Source organism: Methanolobus psychrotolerans, from assembly GCF_002243045.1.
GTDB classification, from domain to species: Archaea; Halobacteriota; Methanosarcinia; order Methanosarcinales; family Methanosarcinaceae; genus Methanolobus; species Methanolobus psychrotolerans.
In genome coordinates this window covers 115,152-141,349 of the sequence record NZ_MBKP01000004.1, presented here as the reverse complement: position 1 = coordinate 141,349, position 26,198 = coordinate 115,152, and the positions used below count along the sequence as shown (strand labels likewise).

Genomic DNA, 26,198 nt, shown 5'->3' with positions numbered 1-26,198 from the left:
TAGTTTCTCATGATAACAAAAAAGTTATTGATCAGGGAGATATCATCTTCCCGAACATATCCATATGATCCTGCGGATTCACAAGGAAATCAAGCTTGCTTATATCAGTTACAATTTCATACATATCCTTGCCACAGAAAAGACCAGCTTCCGGATAGTCCATTGGTTTAACAAACCTTATTTCAGGTACTTCAGGATAATCAGGGTTCTTTACAAAACCACCTGTCAAAAGATAGTATGCTCCACCAAAGAGTTTCTTGATAGGGTCATAAAGGGAGGAAAAATCACGGCATACCCAATTGGCCATTTTAAGCGTCTTATCTGAAGCATTAATGGTTATATGACCATACCCCGGCGGAACCAGAGCAAGGTCCCCTGCTTTTGCCTCACAGACAATTACATCAACAATCCTGTCACCTTCTGCCTTCTGAAGAAGGTATGTGGCCTCCCCTTCCAGTACCTGATAAAGTTCAGCGTATGACATTTCATGCCCCGGAACCGGAGGGTGATAATGACCCGCTGTTTTGACAAACTCATCCCCAAGCATAGCAGGAGGAATAATAGTAATATCATATCGAAGACCGTGTTCTACTATTATTTTGTGGTCTGATTCGTTTTTCGAAAGATCGCGATACATGTAATAAAGCTCAAAGTTCTCCTTTGAGCGAAGCCATGCCTTGTCATGTACCACTTCATCCATATCGTGAAGCATCCTGATATCAGGATAGCGAATATTCCCTAAAAAATCAAGTTCTTTACCCATTTGATCACACTTTAGCATTTACAACAAACCCAAGTATCAAAAGATATATTTGCATCACAGTATTTATTTTTGCCGCAACTGTATCAATAAGAGGAACTTATTTATTTAGATGCTCAAGTATTCTTTTTGCAAGCTGCTTGCTTATACCATCAAGAACAGTCAGATCTTCAACCGAAGCAGACCGGACCTTCTCAATGGATTCGAAATGCTCAAGCAGAACACGCTTTCTGGAAGGACCAACACCTGGTATGGAATCCAGTTCCGAATGTGTAAGGCTTGCAGACCTCCTCCTCCTGTGAGAAGTTACTGCAAACCTGTGAGCCTCATCACGAATATGCATCAGCAGTTTTAACGCAGCAGATTCATGAGGGAGAATTATAACCTCATCAGGACCTTTTTTGGTCGTGATTATATGCTCAAACCTCTTTGCAAGACCAATGAGCGGTATATCAAGATCAAGTGTCTCAAGGGATGATCTGGCGGCGCCAACCTGTCCCGGACCTCCGTCAATAAGAATAAGATCCGGCATTGGTTCTTTGTTTTTAAGCAAACGGGAATATCTTCTGTGAACAACCTCAGCCATCATGGCAAAATCATCAATACCCTTCACTGTTTTGATATTATGTTGCCGGTACTTGTTGTTTACAGGTCTTCCGTTGTCGAAACATACCATTGAACCCACTGCATTGGTACCTGATATATTGGAAATATCAAAACCTTCTATGTAAAGAGGAAGAGAATCCAGAGACAACACCTTTTGCAGTTCCTCAAGTGCTGCAATGGCTGATTCCGATGGTTCCGGCTTTATCTGCGCAATCCTCATGGTCATCCCTGCATTCCTTGCAGCCATCTCGATAAGCTTTTTCTTTTCACCCCGTTGTGGCACATGCACCTTTACATCCCTGCCGGAGTGCTGACAAAGCCATCGGACAATAAGTTCCTTCTCAGGTAGTTCGTACTGGACAAGGATCTCAGGAGGGATAGGTGAATCCTGATAATATTGTTTAACAAACTGGGCCATAGATTCTTCGATACTTTCCGAAACCTCGGCACCAAGTAGAGTAAAATCCGCTTTTCCGACCATGTTACCATGACGCACATAAAACACCTGAATATAGATGGCCTTTTCATCAGACACTACAGCCAGCACATCACGATCATCGGTGCCAGATGTTGCTATCTGCTGCTCTGCAAGACATTTTACAGATTCGATCTGATCCCGGACCTCGGCAGCAGATTCATAATCCTGTTCTTCAGCCAGAGAGTGCATCTTTTTCTCAAGTTCCTTTAAAATCTCTAAGGTATCACCTTTCAGAAAACGAACAGCCTCCATCACCCTCCTACGATATTGCTCGTTATCTATCCCCTCTTTACACGGAGCCATACAACGTTTAATATGATAATTGAGGCATGGGCGGATTTTTCCCGGCTCTATATTCTTTTTACATTGACGAAGCATGAAAATACGAGAGATCAGGTCCAGAGTAGTACGGAGTGCCTTTACATTAGTATAAGGTCCGAAATAGAGTGCCCCATCCATGAGTCTTTTACGAGTGATGAATATACGAGGAAATAGCGAATTGACCGTGACCTTGACATATGGATAACGTTTGTCATCCTTTAACCTGACATTGTAACGAGGCCTGTACTTTTTAATAAGGTTCGCCTCAAATACAAGTGCGTCTATTTCAGAATCCGTTACAATGTATTCAATATCGTCGATATGCCTGACAAGTGTAACAGTCTTTGGAGAAAGGTTCTTATTTGACTGGAAATACTGGCGTACCCGTTTATCCAGGGACTTGGCCTTGCCCACATATATGACATCTCCGGAACTGTCTTTCATCAGGTAGACACCGGGTAAGCCAGGAAGTGTCTTCAGGTCGAACTTCATATCAGATACATTTGGATAATTTGTTATCTATGAAACGTGGAAGAGTCATATCGATTATAGTTTTAAGGTTTACTATATCTTCACGATTATATTTCAGCAACAGTTCAAGTGCCTCGCTGTCCCCACGCTCGTACTGGTGCCACAGGCGCACAGCATCAAATCCGCTTAGTCCGACTGTTTCCTCAGCTCGTGAAATACCCAGCTCGCATTCTATTTTTTTCAGACCACCTGAAAAAGAGATACGACGCAGGGGATACATAAGATCTGCATGCAACTGGTTAAATTCTATCTGCGGGAACTCACGTTTGATGAAAGGCAGATCAAATCTTGCCCCGTTGAAGGTAACAAGGAACTCATATTTGGGAAAAACATCAACAATCTCATCAAGATCTATACCTTTTACATAGGTTCTGGTGTCCTTTCCGTCATAGATACCTACAACCGTAATGGAAGAATTGCCCGGAGAAAGACCTGTAGTCTCGATATCAACATATGCAACCTTGCCTGAGAACTCCCTGAAGGCGCGCCAGTGCTCAGCCCGGGGAAGTGATCTTGCAAAGAATTCAAAATCCCTGGACTCCAGCCTTTCAACAGACTCCCTGATACCTGCTACGATCATCCCTTTTTTAGCAGGAGGTATCAGAAGCTCATCTTTCCGGTCCAGAAAATCATCCCATGTCCTTATTCCACAGGACCATATCCTTTTTTCCACGTTTTCACCGATCCGTGGCATATGAATGTATGTGCTTGTAAGCATGATATTTCCCTTTTCAGTTATGATTGATTATATTGATAACTATGATGTTCTGCCTGCAAATGCTAAATAAAAGAAGGTCTGATATATATATGTTGGATTCAATCCCTACACTCATAACATGGTTATTTTAAAATCAACCGTTTTCCGGAGAATGATATGAGTAAAGTTGCAGTGATAGGATCAGGCAATGTGGGCGCTACCACGGTCCAGAGACTTGCAGAACTTAATATCGCAGATATTGTTATGGTGGACATAGTTGAAGGTCTGCCGCAGGGAAAAGCGTTGGACATACGCCAGGCTGCCCCCCTTATAGGTTACGATGTTGACGTTATTGGGACCAATGATTATGCTGATATCAGTAATGCGGATGTTGTCGTGGTTACCGCAGGAATTGCGCGCAAACCAGGGATGGACAGACACGATCTGCTTGCAACGAATATAAAGATAACACAGCAGGTATGTTCAAATATAGAAAAATATGCACCTGATGCTATTGTCATAACTGTAACAAATCCCCTTGATATTATCACCTACGCTGCCCTGCGATGCACACAATTTGACAGGAACAGAGTGTTTGGAATGAGCGGACTGCTTGATTCAAGCCGTTTTGCATCATTCATTGCAAAAGAGATGAACTGTTCTATAAAGGATGTAAACGCAATGGTATTGGGCGGGCATGGAGACTCAATGGTCCCACTCCCTGAATATGCTACTGTGGCAGGGATACCGCTAAGCAAACTGATGGACGCAGAAACCATTGAGAGAATCGTAAACAGGACTGTCAATGCAGGTGCAGAGATCGTTGAATATATGAAAAATGGCAGTGCGTTCTATGCACCGTCTGCTGCAATTGCAACGATGGTTGAAGCCATACTCAATGACACAAAAAGAATAATACCTGCTTCCACGTATCTTAACGGAGAGTACGGACAGCATGACATATGTCTGGGAGTGCCTGTAAAACTTGGGAAGGGCGGTGTGGAAGAGATAATAGAACTGGAACTTAGCATTCAGGAAATGAGAGCTCTGCAAAGATCTGCTAACGTTGTCAGAGAAGGAATTGCACAGATCCGTTCCTGAATGAAGCTTCAAAGATGGTATTACATACGAAATTATCCGACTTACATACAAATATTCATATATAAGTAAAATAAAAGAGAGTAGGGATATCATGCGTGCAGACATAACTTCACTTTTCGGATTGAACATTTACACTGATACAGGCACATATGTAGGAAAGGTTGCTGACCTAGTGTTAGATGTGGACGAGAGAATCGTTAAAGGCTTGGCAGTTTCCGACATCAATCGAGATCTTTTCGATGTCACATCCAGGGGAATTATAATTCCCTACAGATGGGTCGTCACTTCCGGAGATATCGTGCTTATCAGGAACGTTGTGAACAAGTTCAAAAAAACAAAAAAAGAGAAAGAAGAAGACTGATCCATGAAAAGGCGAGAGATCTATTCAGATCTGCGTTGTGTACCGCCTGTGATCGTGCGTATTGATGGCAGGAATTTCAAAAATGCACTGTCACGCATGGGATTTGAAAAACCTTATGATGAAAGGTTCACATCCGCGATTGTCGATTCAATAGAATCCTTTTTCAAGAAAAGCGGATTGAGCCCTGTTTTTGCATACACTTTTTCAGACGAGATAAGTTTTTTTTTCAGGGATAATGCCTTTGAAGGGAGAATCGAAAAGATAGATTCAATAGTTCCCTCATTTATCAGCAGTGCTTTTACAATGGCTCTGAATCAGGAGGAACCTGTGTCTTTTGATTCAAGAGTAATTTCCCTGCATGAGGAAGAGATTCGCGAATACCTTGTGTGGAGGCAGGACGAAGCATGGCGCAATTGCATCAATTCATATGCGTATTATACTCTCCTGTCAGAAGGCATGGATGAGAAAGAAGCAGCTTTTCATCTGAAAAGGAAAAAGTCATCAGACATGCATGAACTTCTTTTTGAGAAAGGAATCAATATAGCAAAGGTCCCTGCATGGCAAAGGAGAGGAATAATGATTTTGAAAAAAAATAGTGAAATTGAAGGTTTCAATCCACATCTCAATGTAAAAACAACCAGTACCAGGACAAAAGTGTATATTGACCGCGACATCCCCTTGTTCAGCTCAGAAGAAGGAGAAATATTCCTCCGAAAACTCCTTGCACTAAATGTGAACGAATAACACAAGAAAAAGCATTTAAAGAGGGATGTGTTTATACAAACCACGATCTATAAGGTGAACCCATGGATAAACTTGAGCTTATAAAAAGAAATGTACAGGAAATAGTAACAGAGGAAGAACTGGATAAACTTCTGGAAACAAAAGAACACCCTACAGCCTATGTAGGTTATGAGCCAAGCGGTAAGATCCATATGGGACACGTCCTTACGGTCAATAAGCTCCTTGACCTTCAGAAAGCAGGCTTCAAGATCACAGTACTCCTTGCGGATGTGCATGCCTACCTCAACAAGAAAGGAACACTTGAGGAAGTCCGTGAAATAGCAGACTACAACAAAAGATGTTTCATTGCACTGGGACTTGATGAAGAGAACACTAATTTTGTCTATGGTTCAGATTACCAGCTTGGGCATGAATACATCCTGAATGTGCTTAAACTGACACGTATCACAACTCTGAACAGGGCAACAAGGAGTATGGACGAGGTGGGACGCAAGATGGACGATCCAACGGTCTCACAGATGGTCTACCCTATTATGCAGGCAGTTGATATTGCAATGCTTGGCGTGGATGTAGCTGTCGGTGGAATTGACCAGAGAAAGATACACATGCTTGCAAGGGAAGGGCTCCCATCACTTGGATTTGCAGCACCCCTGTGCATCCATACGCCAATACTTCTGGGACTTGACGGTGAAAAGATGTCCTCTTCAAATAACAATTTCATATCCATAGATGATTCTGACGAGGATATAAAGAAGAAAGTTAAAAAGGCATTTTGTCCCGCTGAACAGATAAATGATAATCCAATAATGGAATTATTCAAATACCACATATGTCCCAGGTATGAGGAAGTTGTATTCGAGAGACCGGATAAATTTGGCGGCAACCTTGTATGCAAAGGATACGGGGAACTGGAACAGGTATTTGCATCGGCACAGCTTCACCCCATGGATCTGAAAAGTGGTGCTGCAAAGTACATGAACCTGATACTTGAAGTAGTCAGAAGTGTGATCTAGAATACTTTCCCCCCTCAATAGGAATTTATATATGATGTACGCACGAATATACAACTAAAAAAACAAGACGGGGATTTGGATGAAATACACATTTCAGGACTCTACTGAATTACCTTTACAAAGGGATTTTATTCAGGACCTTAACAACTTCATAGAAATGGCAAAGAAGGTCCTGCCACTTGAAAACTCCGCTATTGAACTTAGTGAGGAAGAATCAGAAGAGATATCTTCCCTTGAGTCAAGAATTGCGGGAATTGAAAGTTTCAGCAAGGATATACAGCAATACGTTGATGAGCGTTCAAAGGGAGCGGAGAATAAGGAGATCCTTGAATGCCGCAACGCTGTCATAGACGTATGCGTTGAAACCACAAACCGCGGACTCAAAGAACTTAACCAGAAACTGGAACAGATCAAACGCCAGTCTGAAAGTGGCATTTATAAGATAGAACAGGACCTGCTGAACAATCTGAAACCGCTTTTTGAATCCGGAGTATATGGTGCAAACAAAACATATTCTGTTTCCATGGCAGATGGAGCTTTAAGAGGATTACTCAAAGCATCTTTTTCCGGCATGGAATACTCATGCGACCTTACCTATGCTCACGACATACTTACCATCAGAGAGGCATACGGGGAACTGCTCCTGCCAACATGGACGAAATCGGGCATAATATATAAAGAAAATAAGGTCAAAATGATGGATGTATCCGAGTACATAATCACGTCTATAAACTATGACGGTAACAAACATGTAGATGTGAATTTTGAGAACAAGAAGGGAGAGCACAAATTCAGGATTGTTTCTGACAATGACACATACCAGATATATCACGGGGACCTCGAGATCACTTCTGATGAAACACTGCTCAAATCAGTGAAAGTTGATGACATCACAGGTCTTGTGAATGATCTTAGAAAGTATGTGGAAATGTTCATAAAGACGCACAAACTGACACAGATACTTCTTGATGGAAAAGATGCTGTGCGCAATAATGAAGTGTTTGACTGCCTCAAGCTCATTGCCGAACAATATGGGGACATTGTTAAGGAATCACTTGAGAGAGGATATGTCAAAAACGAAATAACCATTAAGATTGAAGCATCTGACGGCACCCGTACAGAGAAATATATCACCAAGGAAGAATCCTTTGACCAGCTTGCAGAACTTGGAAGCGAGGGTCTTGAACTGGCAAGTATACTTGGTGTTGACTGAACGCAGCAAATGCTGCGATCTTTTCTATTTTTACATTCACATAACTGACACGAGGAATATTTTGGAACACTCTGTTGCCAAGATCAGAGAGAAACTTGAGAGAAAAGAAGCTGTTGTGATGACAGCACAGGAAGTATCCAAACTTGTGGACAGGGGAGAGAACATTAGCACAATGAATGTTGATGTTGTCACCACTGCAACAAGAGCGATTATGAGCGGAACATATGCAGTTCTTTCATTTCCTGTTAATTCCCCTCTTGGTTTCAGGAGAGCAGCAGAAGTGTTCCTTAATGGAGTTCCTGCATATGTGGGCCCCTGTCCCAACGAAAATCTTGGAATGCTTGACCTGATAATATTCGGTACGGCACACTCAACCCATAAACACAGTTACGGCGCTGGCCACCTGTTCAGGGAGATGGCTGAAGGAAAAAGTATAGATGTTTCTGTTGTCACCGATGAGAATGTATCCTTCAAAAGTGAGATCAAACTGGCAGACATGCCCTATGCAAAGCTCTACGCGACCCGCCATGCTTTCAAGAACTATGCGGCTTTTGTCAATTGTTCGTCTAAGCCTGTCAGCACGATATTCCATGCTGTGCAATTCAGCCCTGACATGAACGGTGCGACACTTTCCGGATGTGGTGAGATAAACCCGGTCCAGAATGATCCGAAAATGGAGACCATTGGCATAGGAACACGCATGCTTATGAATGGTGCCGAAGGATTTGTCATTGGAGAAGGAACGCGCAGCAGCCCAGGGAAGCCGAACCTTACCGGCGTTGCAGACATGCATAATATGGATCCTGCACTGATGGGCGGATTCAAGACATCCACCGGACCGGAATGTATAGCATCCTGGGCAATTGCAATACCTGTCACAAGCCAGTCTGTACTCGATGCTATCCTTAAAACCGACAAAGACATTCCCATGGTCGTGAACGATGTCGATAAAAGAGTAATGATAGGCAGCAGCACATACGCCGATGCATGGAAGAATACAGATCCTTCAGTCAGCTTTAATCCTGGCGTATGCCTTAATTGTGAGATATGCAAACCTGTCCGGGATTGCCCGATGGAGGCAATATACCGCAAGGATGACAGAGTGATACTTGACAGGTACCTGTGTTTCAATTGCGGCCTCTGCACAACTATCTGCCCGGAAAAAGTGTTCACTGCGAAGCTCGGAACTCTGCATTTTGAAACAGATGCAGAACATTTCGATGTTCCAATCGTACTCAGGCAATCTGACCGTAAAAGATCAGAGGAGCTGGCGGAGAAATTGAAAAAGAAAGTAATAGATGGAGAATTCAAGCTCAACGAGATGGTTGAGAAGATATATCCATAAACCGTTCCAATATCTCTTTAGGAGTCATTTCGATCACCGGAGCATCGGTGTTCCCCGGATCTGCTTTTACTACTATTACCCCGGCATCCACGAACCTCAGGATCTCCCTCAGGTTATCCGGAGTATCAGCCTCATAGACCCTTTTGTTTCCCGCACCTTTTGCAACCGCCGCAAGATCGGTGCCCTTTGACGTGGCTGTAGGCTGGTTGCCTGTAGAACCGTAAGCACCATTATCAATAATGACCAGTAGATAGTTCCCAGGCTCCTGCGAAGCTATTGTTGCAAGGGTTCCCATGTTCATCAATATGGAACCATCCCCTTCTATTGTAATTACCTTTTTATCCGGACGCGATAGTGCAAGACCAAGACCAATGGAAGATGCAAGTCCCATGGAGCCCAGCATGTAGAAATTAGCCTGCATATCGCATACATTATGTAATTCCTTACAGGGGATACCAATGTTGCCTATGAGCAATGCACCGGTTTCTTTTGCCTTTTCAGCAACCTCGTTAATGGCATCTATACGCTTCATGACTGCGTCCTCCAGAAAGGTATAGGTAAAAGTACAGCAACAGGTTTTTTCTCTTCTGAGGCCACTTTCCAGGCCCTTATTATGAGTTCTGCCGGGTCGGTCCCGCTCTGCGGAAGAAAATAGGGAATATCCATTGTATCCAGCAGCTTCGGGGTTAGCTCACCCATGGGTACCTGGGCAACTATGGGTTCGCCTTCGACACCCCTGTGACTCATTATCATCAAAAGGGGAATTCCATAGAGAATATCCAGTGAAGCAAGGGCATTGATTGAATTACCAAGGCCTGAGTTCTGCATCAGCATTGCAGGCTTTTTCCCGCCCATGTAGGCACCTGCACATATGCCTACACCTTCCTCCTCACGGGTCACAGGAACATGAATGATATCAGGAGCAGCATCCACCATCGGGATCAGCTCTTTAAGATTGGCACAAGGTACACTGACAATAAAATCTATACCTGCATCTTTTATTCCTTTGAATACAGACTCTGAAGGTGTCATTGCACCTGATAACGAAGTTTCCATGAGATCACCATACTTTAAGGTCTATTGCCTCGATGCGAACGTTCCTGCCTTCCACACCTACGACCATGCCGGAGTGGACCTTCTGCATCATGCAGTACTCAGGAACGAACTTCACGGTCTGACCTACTTTGGGAATCTTACCTTTTGCAACCTTTCCGTCAAAGGCCAATATCATACAAAGACCAACGTCCTTGAATTTGAAATCATCGTTTCCAAGCCTGTGCAGGGGTCCGACAAGATGGACAGTATATATTCCACCTGGGGTCTTCTCAATGACCTTTGCAAAGTGAGTAATCGGACATCCCAGAGGCCTGTAACGAAGTATGTCACCTGCCTCTATTTCAATTGAGCCGTCAAATGGATGTATATCTTCCCTGCAGGAACATTCATCCTTAAGCGGAGCCAGTGTGAAATCCGCCTCAATGCCATCAATGATTCCTACTATTTTTTCATCCAGGGGGATGTCTGCACCTAACAGGAGCAATATTTTTCTGGCATTGTCCTGGAAATTCTCGCGAATCAGGAAAGGACATTTATGCAGGTCTTCGGGACTTTTCAGCTCCGCGGCGAAATCCCTGCACTGACGAAAGCCACAGCTTCCGCAATTATAGCCCGGAAGCAGTTTTTCGATCTCGCTCAAAGGTTATTCCCCCTTATACTCCATAAAACCGTCAAGGTTTCTGAGGACACCCATATGATGCTTCCTTGCAACACGTGTCTCACCTGTACACAGAGAACATATGGCAAGTGGAGGATTGTAGCGCAGGACCATATTATCACAAACATCCGGCCCGGAACGTATCAGCTCTCCAAGCTCGAATGCTCCTTTCCCTGTCAGGCCGTTGGCTTCCACTATGTTGCAACCGGGATTGACCTCAAGCACCCGTTCCCTGAAAACCTCACGTTCGGCCTGGGATACAAGGTCGCCCTTTGTCATGACAACTATGTCGGCTGTTGTCAGAAGCGGACCAACCTTCAATGGAGTGTTCGGACCTGTTGTAACATCAATGACACATACTGCAAGACATTCATCAGGATAGGGGGCGCAGCGCAGGCAAAGTCCGGCGGTTTCGCTCAGGAGAACGTCAGCACCTTCTTTCTCTGCCCATTTGAGCATTTCCTCGGTGTTATAAATGGTAAAGTGGTCAGGACACATGTCCCTGGCAAGTCCCACACGAACAGGGACATTCAGTTTTTTGAAGCGCTGGTCATCATCTGTCCAGAGACAATCCACCTTGACGACGGCTGGCTTTTTTTCATGTCTCATGAGGGCTTTTATCGTGTGCAGTAGAACAGAGGTTTTTCCTGAACCCGGAGTACCGGCAACTACTACCAGTTTCATGCGATGCCCTCGACGATATCCCCTCGCCTGATGGTTTCCCTGAGGGACATGAGCCAGTTATCTACCTCGGTGATCCTGTCACAGACATCCTGCTCCTGCAGGCTTGTGGTGATAATATCCGCCATACCGCCGTTCCTGATAACTATCCTGCGGGAAGACATCAGCGCAAGCACCGGATCGTGCGTGACCACGACAACGATCTTTCCCTCTCCTGCAAGCAACTGGAGAGCTTCCTGTTTTTTGATACCGGCATTCTCTATCTCATCAATAAGTACTACCGGGGAATCGCTGATGACTGCTATATCTGCGGTCATGAGTGACCTGGACTGACCACCACTGAGAGCTGTAAGATGATGGTGTGCGGCAATAGGCTCTCCTGCAAGGGTGTTTGCAAGTTCGATAACCCTTGTCACAAGACCTTCATCCTTGCCCCTGCTGCGCGCGTGCATCTGCAGGAATTCCTCGACTGTCATATCCGCAAGGAAATGCATGTTCTGGGATAACTGGGCCACGAGTTTCTTACGTGGATCCACACGTATGTTTGCATCCGGTTTCTCGCCATTGATGAGAATCGTCCTGCCGGTTGGGGTGTCACCCTGGGCAAGCTGCTCGATGTCGTCGATAAGTGTGCTCTTGCCGGAACCTGTGGGACCTACAATGCCCACGATTTCCCCGCGGCAAATATCAACAGACCTTATGGGTTCATCAACACCATCCTTATTGACACCACCAATTATTGTAAGATTGATTATTTCACTCATGATCATACACCAAATACTTCTGCTACCTTTTTTACTACCTTAGCCTCTGCACCCTCATCCTTTGCTGATACTTCAAGGGATATGGGCAACTGCTTTAATTTATAATCCTGCATCAATCGTTTTTGTCCGCCGCCTGTGATATTGAGGACTATTTTCTCACCGGGCTTTACATTACCGGCTTTTACAGCCTGCACCAATGAAGCGACTGCAACCGCAGCAGCTGGGTTTATGTCTATGCCCTCAGCATTCTCAAAGAGTTCCTGAGCATCCGAAGCCTCCTTATTGCTTACAGCATAGAGAGTTCCACCGGTTGCCTCAAGGGCATCCTTCACACCGCCCTTTACGGCAAAAGGTGGTTTCCTGTTAAAGAGAACATCATCATACATCCCCCCGGGACACGCAGCATCCACTGCATCAACGCCATTCCAGAGCGAATATAACGGAGCGCATGGAAGGCTCTGCCCAAGATGGAGCTTTGGCAAAGTATCTCCGAATCTTCCATCTGCAAGTAATCTCATGGATGCCTCCCATGCAGATATACCACCAGTGCCGCTTCCGACTGCCTGGAAATAATGAGCGGGCAGTTCTTTTGAAGTCAGGACAGCATCCAGCATCACAGTACCCATTCCATCGCGCCTGGCAACATTCTTTGCACCACCTTCATTTACAAAACCTTCCAGTGATGCAAGTTTACCTGCAAGGGCAATTGCATCGAAATAGTCGCCTTCAACTGTGACAAGGCAGATTGAATAATTATCTTCATGTATGGTCCATAACCTGTGTACACTGTCCTTTGGGACCACGAGGAGCAGAGGCTGGCTGGTGATGCTGCAAACATGGGCAAATGCTCTGGCAGTGTTGCCTGCGGATGCCACTACCATTATCCTTTTTTCTTGCTGTTCTCTGAGTCTCTGCATGGTCGGGAAGGACTCAAGGTCTTTGAAGGTGCATGTCATAAGATAAGCATCCTTCTGCGGCCAGTAACCATTAAAAGCAATCCACAGATCGTCAAGACCAAGATCTGAAGCAAGGCCCTTACTTTTATAGGTGATAGTTCTTCCTGAACCTTCTTCTATGATACCTTCAGTAGGCAACCAGTTGTAGTATCTCCATATACCCGGCATATCCGATGGGATCAACTGTTTGGCTGTGTAATAAGCACGAAGAAGAGAATCATCACCCTTTTTACAATTCAATGAATAATGGTCGTGAACTTCGCCACACATCAGGCATTTCACACTATATTTATCCATAAGGCAAATGTGGAAAGAGCGATTATAAAAGTTATCCTTTTGAGTGAATAACATGCCTTCCATGGATAAAATAGAGATACAATTAACACAAAAAGGAGAGTTGGACTGATATTCTTACTAAAAATATTAAAAGATCAGTCTTTCTTTTCTATTATCTCATGATAGATCCCTTTACCGGCAAAATTTCCCATCATATAAAAATTACGAACTTCGGGATCAAGTCCATCTATTATACGGAAAATGGAATCAAAGCTCTTAGATAATTTTTCAGCCTGCCCGTCAGTAATGGAAGCACCCTTCTCATGTTCAAAATAATCCTTGAGAATTCCATCAATAACTCCCTTGAAGTGCCAGTCCTGGACAGTTGAAGGAGTTATGGCAATAGAGGTCTTATACAATTTAAGAATATCTCCATGTCTGACAAGCCCTGTCAATGCTACCAACTTACCTGAAAGCGACTCCAGGGATTTAGGATCGGCCTCCAGCAATCCATCGTAAATTGAAAGGGCCTTTTCAAATTCCGACAACTTGTTCAAAAGCATAGCACGATGATTTTTCACCAGGGCATCATCCGGGAATTTTTCCTCAGCATCGACCAGATAAGAAAGTGCTTCTTCATTCTTTTCCACCACTTCCAGAACCATGGAAGTCTGTAAAAGCCTGTCTTTTTCATCTTCTATCTGCATGAGGAAGGCTTCTGCAAAACCAATTCCACGTTCTGTCTGCTCCATCTCATGATACTTAGCAACTATCTGGAACAGATTTTCCATACTCGGAGTCTCGTGGAAATGTTCCTTCATGCTGCGCAGATTATTCGCCAGCATATTTTTTATATTGGATTCAGTATTTTCATCCATGTGGAGTATATTGGACAGATTAGTTTTAAAAACTTACGAATTCCTGCCTTTGAGTATATTGTAGAGGTAATTCTGTAATGATGCATGGTCCCTCAGCACTAGGTCTGCTTCAGATAACTTATCAGGAGAAACATACGTAGGCACTCCCACACAATAAAGACCTGCCCTTTTTGCAGATTCAACACCCATCGGAGCATTTTCTATGACGATACACTCGTCCTTTGCGATACTCAGCATTTCAACAGCTTTCAGGTAAGGTTCAGGATATGGTTTTCCATAATGTACATCCTCACCTGAAATTACAACATCAAAGATACCAGGGAAGAACTGGTCCATGAACAATTCAACTGTGGCTCGTTCTGAACCTGTCACAACCGCCAGCCTGAAACTATTCTTAAGGGCTATAAGGCAATCTGACATACCATCAAATGGTTTTACATCAGCAATGCTGTGAAATATCTCAATTTTCCTTTGGAGTATCGTTTCATACATCTCCGGTTCAAAATCCCTGTCTGCCTTCTGGAACAGCCATTGAAGACCAAGCCTGTGGTTTGCACCCTCTATCTCGTAAATATCAGAAGGTGTTACATTGACACCAACCTCACTTGAAACCTGTATCCAGGCCTGTGCATGATACAGCATGGAATCAACGAGTACGCCATCCATGTCAAAAATAAGAGAACTCAGCATGGGGTGTAATTACCGCCATATGCGATAAATCTTGTGTGACAGGAATTAGCTTTGTGTTGCACTGTTATTGTCGTACCATCTCTGAGGCAGTTTATAATCCAGTGTATCACTGTAACTATCTGGCAGGAAGAACTCTGTGCCCCGGTCTTTAAGGGAAGCTGCAAAGCCCGGATCAATAGAGTCCAGTTTCGTTTTTGTTGCATCTGCAGTAACGGATTTACCAATACGATACAATGCAAACTGCTTGTTGTAGAGAGCAGAGGTTGAATTTGGATCGATTGCCAGTACCTTGTCGTAACATATGACTGCATCATCAACCTTTCCCAGGATATTAAGGATGAAACCTTTGTTATACCAGGCAGTAGTGCATGATGGATCCAGTTCCAGTGCCTTATCATAGTAATAGATGGAACCGGCATAGCTGCTTCTCAGATACGACAGCATGCCCAGATGATACCATGCAGATTCACTTGAAGGATCAGCAGCTACTGTCATCTCAAACATTGATGATGCACTTGCCAGATCACCCATAAGATAGTAGGTGAAGCCTTTGCTGTTCAAAGCCCTTGAATTACCGGGCTCTAGTTCAAGTATGCTATCATAGGTTGCAAGAGCATCCTCATATCTCCCAAGTTTCTCGTATACTGAGGCTTTCCCAAACATTGCAATTGAATCTGTAGGAGTAATATCCAGTATTCTTTCATATGAGCTTAGTGCTGTTTCATACAGTCCAATATTTTCAGCTGATGTGCTCTGTAATTTAAGAGCCGTGATGTTTCCAGGGTCGTATTTCAAAACATGGCTAAACGCATCAATGGACTGTTCATAAGATCCTAGGTGGTATGAAGCATAGCCTGCCCGATACCAGACATCGGTATTCTGGATGTCCTTTTGCAGTATGGATCCATAGATATGAAGGGATTCGGCATACATGCCAAGATTATCATAAGCTAAAGCCTCAAAGTAGAGAGCTTTCTGATTGGAAGGTTCTTTTTGAAGTACTTTCTTAAAGGAGTCAACTGCTAGCTGATTGTCCCCATTATTGTAATGTGAGAGACCTTTATTGAACCAGGCATCCAGATTACCGGTATCAAGCAATACCGCCTGTTCATAACTTGTGACAGCATCAGCGTAATTTCCAAGCGAATCATAAGATGAGGCCATACGGGTCCATGCCTCAGCAGAATCCGGGTTGAGAAGTATTGCTTTCTGATAAGAAACAAGGGCAACGTCTGGCATAGACATACTTTCAAAGAAAGAACCCCTTGAGACCCATACCCTGTCATAAGTTATAAAGTCGCCAAGTATTTCCGCATCTTTCAGGTTATTGGAATTGCTATTTAAGAGAGAATCAGAACCATACCAGATGAACAGATCCGAATTGAAAAGATTGGCATTCATAACTCCAAACAAAGAAGAAGTTCCTATGAAATCGGAAACGGAGTTTTCCTTGTTATCAAGTAAGTTCTTATTTAAACCTAACTGGAATCGAGCCACTGAATGAGTTGGATTTAATTGAAGAACCAGTTCATAACAAGCCATTGCTTCTTCATATCTGCCAAGTTCATGCAAAGCATTACCTTTCCTGAGCAATGTATCAACAGACTCCGGATGTAATTCAAGCACTTGGTCATATACCTCTACAGATTCACTATGTTTTTTTAGATTATCCAGAGCCAGAGCCCTGTTATAATGAGCTGCTGTGAAATTAGGTTCCAGTTTTACAGCTTTAGAGTATGTTTTTTGGGCAGAGCCATACTCACCGAGCCTATCATAATCAAGAGCAAGGTCATAGTAAACTCTTGAACACGAACTATCGATCTTTAAAGCTTGCTCATATGATCTAACGGCTTCACCATATTCTTCAAGATTGTCATATGCATTAGCCTTTTTATACCACACCATTGGAAAATCAGGCTCTATCGAAACTACATTGTCAAATGCCTCAATTGCGCGTGCATAATCAGCCATCTTGTAAAAAGCAAGACCTTTGTTGAACCACAGCAAAGCAGAATCTGATTTGAATTCAGGAGTGCTTCCATAACAATCAGAAACCTCTACCGGCACACCAAACAGTTTAGCCCCATACCCAAAAGAACCTGCGCCCGAACTATCAGATACAAACTGTAGTGCCTTATCGTAAGCTTCTATAGCCTCTGTGTACCTCCCCATAATATCCAGAATATCACCTTTGAGAGTCCATACCTCTTTATTTTCAGGTTCATAGACAAGAACCTGATTATAGGCTTTCAGGGAGGAGTCGTAATTCCCAAGCTGCTGGTAGACTTTGCCCATTTTATACCAGGCATTAACAGCATATGGATCCAGTGTCAGAAGTGCATCATATTGCTGTACGGCAAGTTCGGGCTCACCCAAAGCCTCAAATGCCTGAGCCTTATTAAAATATGCATTGGCATTTCCAGGTTCAAACTCAATAACCCTGTCATAAGCATCCACAGCATTCCGGTAATCACCTAAGCCATCGTATGCAAGTCCTTTACCATACCAATAAACAGCATTATCAGGCTCGATTCCAAGCGCTTCATCATAAACACTTATAGATTCATTATATTTTCCAAGCTCATATAAACTGGCGGCACGCCCTGACAGATCAGCAGAATATGATGTTGCAAAACCCATAACCTGATCATAATAGTAGAGAGATTCATTGTGCCTTCCAAGAGCTTCAAGTGACAGGGCTTTCTGGTACCATACACTTGGAATTCTTGGATCATAGTTCACATTATGTATATAACATTCCTGAGAATCACCCTTCAGGGAAAACATGCCGATGTCAAATATTGGTTCATAATCAGAAACCGTTTCGTTTAAAATCAATTGTAGAGACCGGTTATAACATACAAGGGCTTCTTCATGATAACCCTGCCTTGAAAGGGAAAGACCTTTTTTATAAATGGCTGCTGGAGAATCTGGATAAGTAGAAAGTATCCGGTCATAGATTTTTGACGCCCCACTGTAATTCCCCATCAGGAACAGAGTTGAACCTTTGTTATCAAGCGCCAGAATATAACCAGGTTCTATTTCCAGTGCTTTATCATAATAGTCAATGGCCTCATCATAAGTACCATTCTGGGTCATCGAAACTGCTATTGAGTTCAAACCCTGGGCTTCCTGTCCCAGACTGTCAGCTAAAGGACACAAAAAAAAGACTGCCAGCAGGATTATTATACAGCGAACATGAGTTTTAAAGGACATAACATTACCAGATAATAAGAAGTTGAATGCTAACACTTGTGAATAGTAAATATAGCAATTGAAGTATTTACATATATCGAAACTAAAGAAATAGTATAAACAACCATATATAATTATAGCAGACAAAGGCATGAAGGAGGATACAGGTGTCAATCTTCAGAACATTGAAAGGACCTGGGCAGGCACAAAAAGAGTTTAAGAATTCAATCTTCATTGCCTATGCAATTCCTGTAAACGATGAAAAAAATGCAACCGAGTTCATCAAAAATATCAAAAACCGGCATAGCGATGCAAACCACAATGTTTCTGCATATCTCATAAATTCAGGCAATATCATTGCAATGAGGTCTGATGACGATGGAGAACCTGCCGGAAGCTCCGGCAAGCCGGTATTCAGAGTGCTGGAGATGAAGGAACTCAGCAACGTGACTGTTGTCGTGAGCAGATATTTTGGAGGAATCAAACTTGGTTTTGGAGGACTTGCAAAGGCATACAAGGAAACAGCAATCGAAGCAATAGATAATGCCGGAACCATCGAAGTTCGTGACAGGATATGTATGTACATAGAATCGGATTATTCAGACATTGAGATCGTCAACAAGGTTGTTTCAGAATATGGCACCGTCCTGAACACGGATTACTCCGATGTCGCACTTTTTACCATAGAAATTGAGTCAGAGCTTGAAGCTGTTTTTTTAGAAAAAATCACAAATGCAACTAAGAACAGGGTTACTATTAAATAAGATACTCCCACCTAAAATGCGAACCAATGCAATCATTAATAATTATTTCCCCGATAGAAAATAAATAGTATAACCTATGTTGTTAATTACCATCATCAAAAAACCGAGAGCACTATGTCCAAAAAAGCAAGAGATATGGCATTTAGGCACTTCAACAAAGGAGTAAGCCTCATCGAAAAAGGACTGCATGAAGATGCACTTGAAATCCTGAAGCATGCTGAAGAGCAGGCAAAAGAATCAGAATCACCTCAGATACAGGTCGCAGTATTGCAGACATATGCAGACCTTCTGTTTTCATATGGTAAAAAAGAAGAAGCACTTGAAAGATATCTTGCTGCTTCAGATATCCTCAAAAGGAACCTTAAATATCTACCTCTTGAGCAAAGGGCAAGTATGTTCAGTAACATGGCAACAGCTCTTGAGAATGTGGAGAATAAGGAAGATGCCAGGAATACATATGAGATATCCGCACAGAATTACAAGGAACTCATTGAAAAGGAGCCTTCAAATATATCCCATATTTCAAATGCTGTATCCACTCTTAACAATATGGGGGCATTACTTGCAGAAATGGGAGAAAATGAGGAAGCATTCAAGGTATTTGAAGAGGCTTTCAATTTCCATGAGCAGACAGCTGAAAGCAAAAATGATGTCGTTGAATACAGGCAAAAGAGAAACACAATACTTGAAAACCTGCTGAATATCCCCGTGGAGAGTGCAACCGGGCCGGATGAAGAACGATACGGCCAATTACTGGAAATGTACCTTGCAGAGGTCCATGAAAATAATACAGAATCAGTAAAAGTCTCCACAGCTTTACAAAATTTTGCACATATACTTGAAAAAGAAGGAAAAAAAGAAGCATCGTACCTGAAACTTGAAGAGGCACTGGTGATAATTTCAAAGCAGTTTAATGAAGATCCAGATAACCCTGCCAGCAGGAAGATGCTCATTGACCTTCTTAGGGATATGAACAGATTGCTGGAAAATGACGAGCATTCAGAAAGATTGCTGGAAAAATACGAATCAATACTTGAAATGTCCAGGAAACTGCTTTCTTCAATGCCATCAAATACCTCTTACCAGCTGAATGTAGCTTTCTCTCTGGATATTATGGGAAACCTGCTCAAAGACGAAGGCAGAATAGAAGAGGCAATTCAAAGAATAGAAGAATCAGCGGATATTGTGTTGAATATTCTTGAAACTGAATATGAGGACAGTTCAAACCTACAGGCAGGAGTATCCATAATAGAGGACATGCTTGTATTGATAGAACTGGCTGATAGTACCGATACAAAACTTGATCTCTACAAAAAACTGGAAGGAAAGATAAAGATGGTGAATCAGGAAAACCTGGAACTTGAACTGATCAGGGCAGGAATATGCAATGAAACAGGCAGGATGCTTGCTGAAAATGGTGCTCATGCAGAAGCACTTGAGAATTTCAAAAAGGCTTTTTCAACCTATGAAACAGTCAGGCATGCAACAGGAGACTGTTCCAAAATGAATGAGGTTCTGGAATGCATTGCACAAACGCAGCTTAGCCTTGGACTTGATGATGATGCCTTGTTCAGTTATATGCAACTTGTAAAAACAGGAACATTCATTAGAGGATATGCTGACAGGATAAATGAGATACTGATTGAAGAGGAAAGGAAAGCAGACAATACAGGAAATGTGGAAAGCCTGAAAAAAGAGTATGAAAAGATAATCGGCATCAGAACGGAACTATTGGGGCTTGTACCAGATGAACATGAGAAGAATTCAAACCGGATAAAAGGACTTCAGGAAAAGATAGCCGATATCCTGATAGCAATGGGACAAACAAGAGAGGCGCTTCAAGTATATGAGCACCTTCTGGAAACAGATAACTCAAACCGATATATGCCTAAAATAGTAAAGCTGCTTGAAAGGATTAAGCTGTCCGCCGGGAAACAACAGGCATCTGAAAAACTGGAAGTACTTGAATTCCTGCTTTCAAGATATAACAACCTGCTGGAAATGAATGGGAACGATGTATCTATTGTTGCCAACCGTGCATCTGTTATTGAGAACATAGCACATACCCTTTCAGAAAAAGGAGAAACTGAAGAATCCGGATATATGTACAAATATTCACTTGAAGCATATGCCACACTGGCAGAACTGGAACCGGAAAGCATCTTCCCGCTTGAGAGAATTGCAGCACTTCACTCAAGGATCGCAGAACTTGCTGCAAGTGTCGGGGATGGCGATGAGGCAAAGACCAGATATGATACATCTCTTGAAACTTATGGGATATTGATGGATGCAAACCCTTCAAACACAGCACATCATCTGGATTATGCCGGGGTGCTGGATGGAATGGGTTCTTTCTTCATTAACAATGGAATGCATGCTGAAGCAAAGAAAAGCTATGAGAATGCCTTGAAAACCTATGCGGCAATAATGGAGCTAGAACCTGAAAACCAGACGTATCGCTCCAATGTGACAATTACACTTGAGAATCTTGGATATATACTGGAACTTATGGGAAGAAAAGAAGATGCATTGTGGATGTATGAAAATGCCAGAAAGATAGAAGAAGGCATTGAGTAAAGTGAAATGACAATAACCCCGCATTCCATAAAAACCGGAATGCATACTCTTTATTACTCCTTACCTTTTGCTCATACTCCAATACATGAATTGACGGAGGAAATGTGGACGTGTGTAAACGTTTTTAGGGGATACCGAGGGGAAAGTATCATGAGTCCACATTCCTGTGCAATCCAATTTCCGCTTTTTGGCGGGTTTGATGAATCCCATATCGTACCATTTTCAGGGATATTCTGCCACAGTCCATCTTATGTGACTGTATTACCTACAAATAAAACATACTATATAAATATATCTATACTATGATGAATAATTGTTATCATTATTATGAGGTACTTTTGAACTCTAAAATAGATGATCAGATAACTAGAGATCAGGTTGCAGCACTTTTTACAAAAGTGGATTTAAGCAAAATGACCACTATAGGTCGCCCATTAGACCTCAAATATGTGACAAACAAATTGATAGTCATTATTGCTTTCCTCACATTTGCCTTTGTTGCACTTTTTAACGTATTCCATGGAGAAACGAACTATGCAAGTCTGACAAACGGAATAAGAACAGGTTTGCTTGTATTTCTTTTGTGGGCAATCTCAAGAGAACTTGATCCCGACAAGGAGTGGGGAGCTTTCGTAAATGTATCTCTGGCACTTGTAGTTATCATTTTTTCAGGAACATCTTCCATTCTGCCATTTGTCTGGTTCCTCCTCATCCTGAGAATCGTTAATCATTCCACCGGTATGCCAGCTGGAGTAATAGATTCGTCCTTAGTCAGCTTTATTGGGATAATACTATCACACTACGCTTTCTTCATATACGGCGTTCTGACAGCTACAGGATTTATAATAGATAGCAGATTAAATGACCCGGCAAAACATCATTTATTGTTAGGAACTCTGACACTTATAGCTTCTGCCCTTAGTTTCATTGAAAAGGGAGGAGTGACATTCACATATTCATTGGAAAGTGTGTTGCTTGTTGTATTAGGGACTCTCCTATTTCTGCCTGCAATTATAAGACCGGAAAAATTAGAGAGCATTGGAGACAGGACCGGCAAATCTCTTGACCCCGCAAGAATAAAATCAGCGAGAATTGTGGCGATACTTTTCTTTTGTGGAACAGGGATCCTATCAGGTGAAGTTAATCAATCATTAATTATATTCACATTTTGTATATTGGCAGGAAACAGGATATATCGCATAGCATTCAGTATCTGGCAAAATACATGTTCAAACATTAAGTGTATCTGATGGATTAAGCTATTATAATATAGTATCCCAGATTATTATGTGAATGGAAGAAACAATTTTGCAATTTTGCTATTTACAATCATTATCCTGATACTTTCTTACTTCAATTATTTTACAGGCTATACTGAAAACTATGAGATCCTGCTTGTAAAGTTGATACAGGCATCATTGATAGTCTTGTTTGCATATTTGCTGGATGCCTTTTTTGAAAACATTATCCAGAAAAGAGTAAATGACACCAGGGACAGGTACACCCTTAAGAAGGCTTCCTCGATATTCATCACTCTGCTTGCTGCGGGATTGGTACTGATAGTGTTTTTAAAGGAAACAACCACCGTTATAATTGCATACGGTATTTTCAGTGCGGGAGTTGTCATCGCACTGCAGGATGTATTTCGTAACTTTGCAGGTGGTATCATCATCTTATTCTCAAAATCCTTTCGTGCAGGTGACAGGATACAGATGGGTGAATGCTACGGAGATGTACTTGATATCGCATATTTCCATACAACCCTGATGGAAATCAGAGAATGGATCGATGGGGATCAATACTCCGGGAGGATACTTAATGTTCCAAACAGCTTTATCCTGAACAATACAGTAAAGAACTACACAAAGGATTTCTCATTCATATGGGATGAAGTGACAATCATACTGGCCCCTGGAAGTAACTGGAAGAAAGCTAAAAAAATAGCACTTGATATCACAAATGAACTTATAAAAGACTACGTCGAACATTCCAAAAAGGAACTTGCCAGCATGGAACAGAAATATTTGCTGACGTCCTATGATGTTGAAACAAGGGTATTCATGCAAATTGAAGGCGACAGGATAGAAATGCACTTGAGATACGTAGTTGACCCTAAAAAACGAAGACATTTCAATGATATGATCGTTCTGAGTCTTCTTGAGGTCTTTGTCAATGACCAGGATATCATCATAGGAAGTATTTCAAGTGTAGAAGTTACAAAAATGCCTGAAGTGGATATCCGATCATATTCAGGCACCTGAATTAATTTGATGTGAGGTTTTCTACTAATCATCCATTATCTCTCAGGAAGCTAAGCCATCGACGCACTTCAGCCACGCGCTCCCGGGAAAAAGTTTCATGAAACTCTTTTTCTTTCTCCTTTGCAGTCCCATCTTCAATTTCCCGGAGGTCCATTATTGCCCGGAGCAAACCAGCAGTTTCATCGAAAAGATTCTTTGCTTCGTCCCTTGTAAGTTTTTTTGTTGCTAGCTGCAGTTCATCCTCTGTTTCCTTTTCTTTGAGATAAGAGATGTATTTCTCGATCTGCTTTATGTCCTCATCCGATATCTCATCCCTGTTTATGAGCCCCCATACCAGATCGTGTAGCTTACACTTTATCCCTTTTATATCAACTGAATAGGGCACTTCTTCGCCTACCCAAAAAAGACGTGCATGCAATGCTGCAAGAAGCTGTTTTCTTTCCCATTCCAAAATCGTATCATCTTTTACTGGATCCGGCATCTTCAATTACATCCTGTGATCAAATTTGATGTCGTAAATTATATGCCTTAACACCATATATTCAAATTGGAATTTATGCTTAATTTGATGCGGACCATTTAATGACTTTCAAAATAGCACTTGTCAATTTGAACAACTTCCCAGAGTACTGACTAATGTTATATACATGAAAGAAACAAAAATCTACGAGGAAGTGGAAGATGAGAGAAAACTCTCTTGGCTTAAAGTATTTACAGGCGGATTACTTCTGTATATATTCGGAGTGTTCACACTTGCAGCAACCCGCAATTCCAATATATTCCCTACAGTCGTTATGCTTGGGAACTTTCTGGTGCCCATCACATATGTTGCCTTTTTCTACCAGAGAAGACATTTGAGCAAACTCGATATACCAACAACATCATGGGCTTTTTTCTATGGTGGATTGCTTGGGGTACTGGCCGCAGCAACACTGGAACCTATATTCTTATCCCAACATAAATTGCTTTATTCCTTTGAGGTCGGACTGATAGAAGAATTTGCCAAAATACTTGGGGTCCTGATTATCGCAAAGCGCTGCTTTCATGATTCCGAAATGGACGGCCTCATTCTTGGCGCGGCATCGGGCATGGGTTTTGCAGCACTTGAAAGCACAGGCTACGCCTTTACAGCCTTCCTGGCAAGTGGGGGAAGCCTTTCCCAGACAGTCCTTATAACCCTTATAAGAGGAGTTATCGCCCCCATAGGACATGGCACATGGACAGCCATCCTTGTCAGTGTGATGTTCAGGGAAAGCGGACCACGGATATTTCATATCAACCACAAGGTCATCATCACATATCTGACAGTTGCCATACTTCACGGGCTCTGGAACGGACTGCCCGAAGTCTTAGCCATATGTCCCCTGCCCGTGGTGAATGTTTTCATTGGACAGGTCTCAGTTGCATTGATCGGCTTTTTTTTGCTATGGAGAAGATACAACGAAGCAAAGAGACTCCAGATAGAAAGACTGAGGAACAGAATACCGGAAGCTTCATGCTGGAAATAACCTAACTGCCTGTACATATCTGGCAAATAGTTTCATTGCCTCTAAAATTAAAAATGATTTAATAGATGTTGCTTCATTGTAGTATCGACTTCATCCAGCAGGGATTTAGTCGTTTCACAATGATAGGTGGTTATGGCTGGTGATGGATATAAACACGAAAAATGAGATCAAATGGGATATTGACGTTTCAATATTGACTAACAGGTTCATCATGAAAGAACTACTAAAAGTTCTGGGAATTGCAACATTTATCACGTTTAGCATCGTGTTTTTAATAACACTTCCTTCGATTCTGAGCGGGAACTTTTATTCCAACAGCAGCAATGCGAGTGACATTAAATATGCGTTGATACTCATAGGCTTATTGTTCTTTTTCACAGCAGTGTTCATATTCGTATACTACGGGAACAAATACATGCTTTCCTACAGAATGGACAGTAACAGTGTGCGAACCATCAGCCGTGTGGAACAACGTAGCAAGAATAGTAAATTGAATTTCCTGCTGATAATCATCGGACTTCTTGCCAGGAATCCTACAGCAACAGGAGCAGGTTTTCTTGCAAATTCCAGACAGGACCAGGACATAAAATGGAAAAAGATCAGGAAGGCTACATTCTACCCATACAGCAGCACCATCACACTTTCAGCCGGATACGGAGAAAAGAGCATCGTTTTCTGTACAAAGGAGAATTATGATAAGGTTTCTGAGTTCATCAGGTCGATGTGCAGTGAATCATGCCAGATAAGGGATAAATAAAAAATAA

General features: G+C 42.4%; 25 protein-coding genes. 12 read left to right on the top strand and 13 right to left on the bottom strand.

Going from position 1 to position 26,198, the window contains the following annotated elements:
* Positions 1–31 precede the first annotated feature (31 nt).
* The 3 genes from BB781_RS01805 to BB781_RS01795 form a co-directional block, all read right to left on the bottom strand.
* A complete protein-coding gene (locus tag BB781_RS01805; protein ID WP_340637501.1) occupies positions 32–781 on the bottom strand; it encodes a glucose-6-phosphate isomerase family protein in 750 nt (249 codons plus the stop codon).
* 79 nt (positions 782–860) lie between these two features.
* A complete protein-coding gene (gene uvrC / locus BB781_RS01800) occupies positions 861–2,657 on the bottom strand; it encodes an excinuclease ABC subunit UvrC (RefSeq protein WP_094226778.1) in 1,797 nt (598 codons plus the stop codon).
* Between the two features lies 1 nt (position 2,658).
* Positions 2,659–3,414 carry a ribonuclease H-like domain-containing protein gene (locus tag BB781_RS01795; protein WP_094226777.1) on the bottom strand — a complete coding sequence of 252 codons (756 nt, stop codon included), beginning with the start codon at positions 3,412–3,414 and terminating at the stop codon, positions 2,659–2,661.
* Positions 3,415–3,570: 156 nt separating this feature from the next.
* Here BB781_RS01795 and mdh point away from each other — a divergent pair, with 156 nt between their 5' ends.
* The 6 genes from mdh to BB781_RS01765 all read left to right on the top strand — a co-directional run bounded on the left by mdh (position 3,571) and on the right by BB781_RS01765 (position 9,170).
* Positions 3,571–4,494 carry a malate dehydrogenase gene (gene mdh / locus BB781_RS01790; RefSeq protein ID WP_094226776.1) on the top strand — a complete coding sequence of 308 codons (924 nt, stop codon included), beginning with the start codon at positions 3,571–3,573 and terminating at the stop codon, positions 4,492–4,494.
* A 91-nt stretch (positions 4,495–4,585) separates the two neighbouring features.
* Complete coding sequence (locus BB781_RS01785; protein ID WP_094226775.1) at positions 4,586–4,855, top strand: PRC-barrel domain-containing protein; 270 nt, start codon at positions 4,586–4,588, stop codon at positions 4,853–4,855.
* A gap of 3 nt (positions 4,856–4,858) precedes the next feature.
* Positions 4,859–5,599, top strand: a complete 741-nt coding sequence (locus tag BB781_RS01780; RefSeq protein WP_094226774.1) for a tRNA(His) guanylyltransferase Thg1 family protein — start codon at positions 4,859–4,861, stop codon at positions 5,597–5,599.
* A 62-nt stretch (positions 5,600–5,661) separates the two neighbouring features.
* Entirely contained in the window at positions 5,662–6,612 is a 951-nt protein-coding gene (locus BB781_RS01775) for a tyrosine--tRNA ligase (RefSeq protein WP_094226773.1), read from the top strand.
* 79 nt (positions 6,613–6,691) lie between these two features.
* Positions 6,692–7,825 (top strand): hypothetical protein, encoded by a 1,134-nt coding sequence (locus tag BB781_RS01770; RefSeq protein WP_094226772.1) that lies wholly within the window; start codon positions 6,692–6,694, stop codon positions 7,823–7,825.
* A 61-nt stretch (positions 7,826–7,886) separates the two neighbouring features.
* Positions 7,887–9,170 (top strand): methanogenesis marker 16 metalloprotein, encoded by a 1,284-nt coding sequence (locus BB781_RS01765; protein WP_242492494.1) that lies wholly within the window; start codon positions 7,887–7,889, stop codon positions 9,168–9,170.
* Here the strand turns inward: BB781_RS01765 and comE are convergent.
* The 9 genes from comE to BB781_RS01720 form a co-directional block, all read right to left on the bottom strand.
* Positions 9,139–9,702: a sulfopyruvate decarboxylase subunit beta gene (gene comE, locus BB781_RS01760; protein ID WP_094226771.1), complete on the bottom strand. Its 564-nt coding sequence runs from the start codon at positions 9,700–9,702 to the stop codon at positions 9,139–9,141. The genes BB781_RS01765 and comE overlap by 32 nt on opposite strands.
* Complete coding sequence (gene comD, locus BB781_RS01755; protein ID WP_242492493.1) at positions 9,699–10,226, bottom strand: sulfopyruvate decarboxylase subunit alpha; 528 nt, start codon at positions 10,224–10,226, stop codon at positions 9,699–9,701. The genes comE and comD overlap by 4 nt, the downstream gene beginning before the upstream one ends.
* Positions 10,227–10,230: 4 nt before the next feature.
* Positions 10,231–10,866, bottom strand: coding sequence for a (Fe-S)-binding protein (locus tag BB781_RS01750; RefSeq protein ID WP_094226770.1), 636 nt, complete (start codon positions 10,864–10,866; stop codon positions 10,231–10,233).
* A 3-nt stretch (positions 10,867–10,869) separates the two neighbouring features.
* The gene (locus BB781_RS01745; protein WP_094226769.1) at positions 10,870–11,568 is read right to left on the bottom strand and encodes a GTP-binding protein; all 699 of its coding nucleotides are present in this window, start codon (positions 11,566–11,568) and stop codon (positions 10,870–10,872) included.
* Entirely contained in the window at positions 11,565–12,329 is a 765-nt protein-coding gene (locus BB781_RS01740) for an ATP-binding cassette domain-containing protein (RefSeq protein ID WP_094226871.1), read from the bottom strand. Before BB781_RS01740 ends, BB781_RS01745 begins: the two co-directional genes overlap by 4 nt.
* A gap of 2 nt (positions 12,330–12,331) precedes the next feature.
* Positions 12,332–13,582 carry a cysteate synthase gene (locus BB781_RS01735; RefSeq protein ID WP_094226768.1) on the bottom strand — a complete coding sequence of 417 codons (1,251 nt, stop codon included), beginning with the start codon at positions 13,580–13,582 and terminating at the stop codon, positions 12,332–12,334.
* A 134-nt stretch (positions 13,583–13,716) separates the two neighbouring features.
* The gene (locus tag BB781_RS01730) at positions 13,717–14,439 is read right to left on the bottom strand and encodes a tetratricopeptide repeat protein (RefSeq protein WP_094226767.1); all 723 of its coding nucleotides are present in this window, start codon (positions 14,437–14,439) and stop codon (positions 13,717–13,719) included.
* Between the two features lie 33 nt (positions 14,440–14,472).
* Positions 14,473–15,129, bottom strand: coding sequence for an HAD family hydrolase (locus BB781_RS01725; RefSeq protein WP_094226766.1), 657 nt, complete (start codon positions 15,127–15,129; stop codon positions 14,473–14,475).
* 45 nt (positions 15,130–15,174) lie between these two features.
* A complete protein-coding gene (locus BB781_RS01720) occupies positions 15,175–18,345 on the bottom strand; it encodes a tetratricopeptide repeat protein (RefSeq protein WP_164997743.1) in 3,171 nt (1,056 codons plus the stop codon).
* 146 nt (positions 18,346–18,491) lie between these two features.
* Here BB781_RS01720 and BB781_RS01715 point away from each other — a divergent pair, with 146 nt between their 5' ends.
* The 4 genes from BB781_RS01715 to BB781_RS01700 all read left to right on the top strand — a co-directional run bounded on the left by BB781_RS01715 (position 18,492) and on the right by BB781_RS01700 (position 23,926).
* Complete coding sequence (locus tag BB781_RS01715) at positions 18,492–19,088, top strand: IMPACT family protein (protein WP_094226764.1); 597 nt, start codon at positions 18,492–18,494, stop codon at positions 19,086–19,088.
* A gap of 114 nt (positions 19,089–19,202) precedes the next feature.
* Positions 19,203–21,665 carry a tetratricopeptide repeat protein gene (locus BB781_RS01710; RefSeq protein WP_094226763.1) on the top strand — a complete coding sequence of 821 codons (2,463 nt, stop codon included), beginning with the start codon at positions 19,203–19,205 and terminating at the stop codon, positions 21,663–21,665.
* A 338-nt stretch (positions 21,666–22,003) separates the two neighbouring features.
* Positions 22,004–22,915 carry a hypothetical protein gene (locus BB781_RS01705; protein WP_094226762.1) on the top strand — a complete coding sequence of 304 codons (912 nt, stop codon included), beginning with the start codon at positions 22,004–22,006 and terminating at the stop codon, positions 22,913–22,915.
* Positions 22,916–22,954: 39 nt separating this feature from the next.
* Positions 22,955–23,926, top strand: a complete 972-nt coding sequence (locus tag BB781_RS01700) for a mechanosensitive ion channel family protein (protein ID WP_094226761.1) — start codon at positions 22,955–22,957, stop codon at positions 23,924–23,926.
* Positions 23,927–23,954: 28 nt separating this feature from the next.
* On the opposite strand, the gene BB781_RS01695 is transcribed toward BB781_RS01700, so the two are convergent.
* The gene (locus tag BB781_RS01695; protein WP_094226870.1) at positions 23,955–24,407 is read right to left on the bottom strand and encodes a DUF5788 family protein; all 453 of its coding nucleotides are present in this window, start codon (positions 24,405–24,407) and stop codon (positions 23,955–23,957) included.
* A gap of 166 nt (positions 24,408–24,573) precedes the next feature.
* On the opposite strand from BB781_RS01695, the gene BB781_RS01690 reads away from it, so the two are divergent.
* Entirely contained in the window at positions 24,574–25,434 is an 861-nt protein-coding gene (locus tag BB781_RS01690; protein WP_094226760.1) for a PrsW family intramembrane metalloprotease, read from the top strand.
* Between the two features lie 139 nt (positions 25,435–25,573).
* Complete coding sequence (locus BB781_RS01685; RefSeq protein ID WP_129582600.1) at positions 25,574–26,191, top strand: hypothetical protein; 618 nt, start codon at positions 25,574–25,576, stop codon at positions 26,189–26,191.
* Positions 26,192–26,198 lie beyond the last annotated feature (7 nt).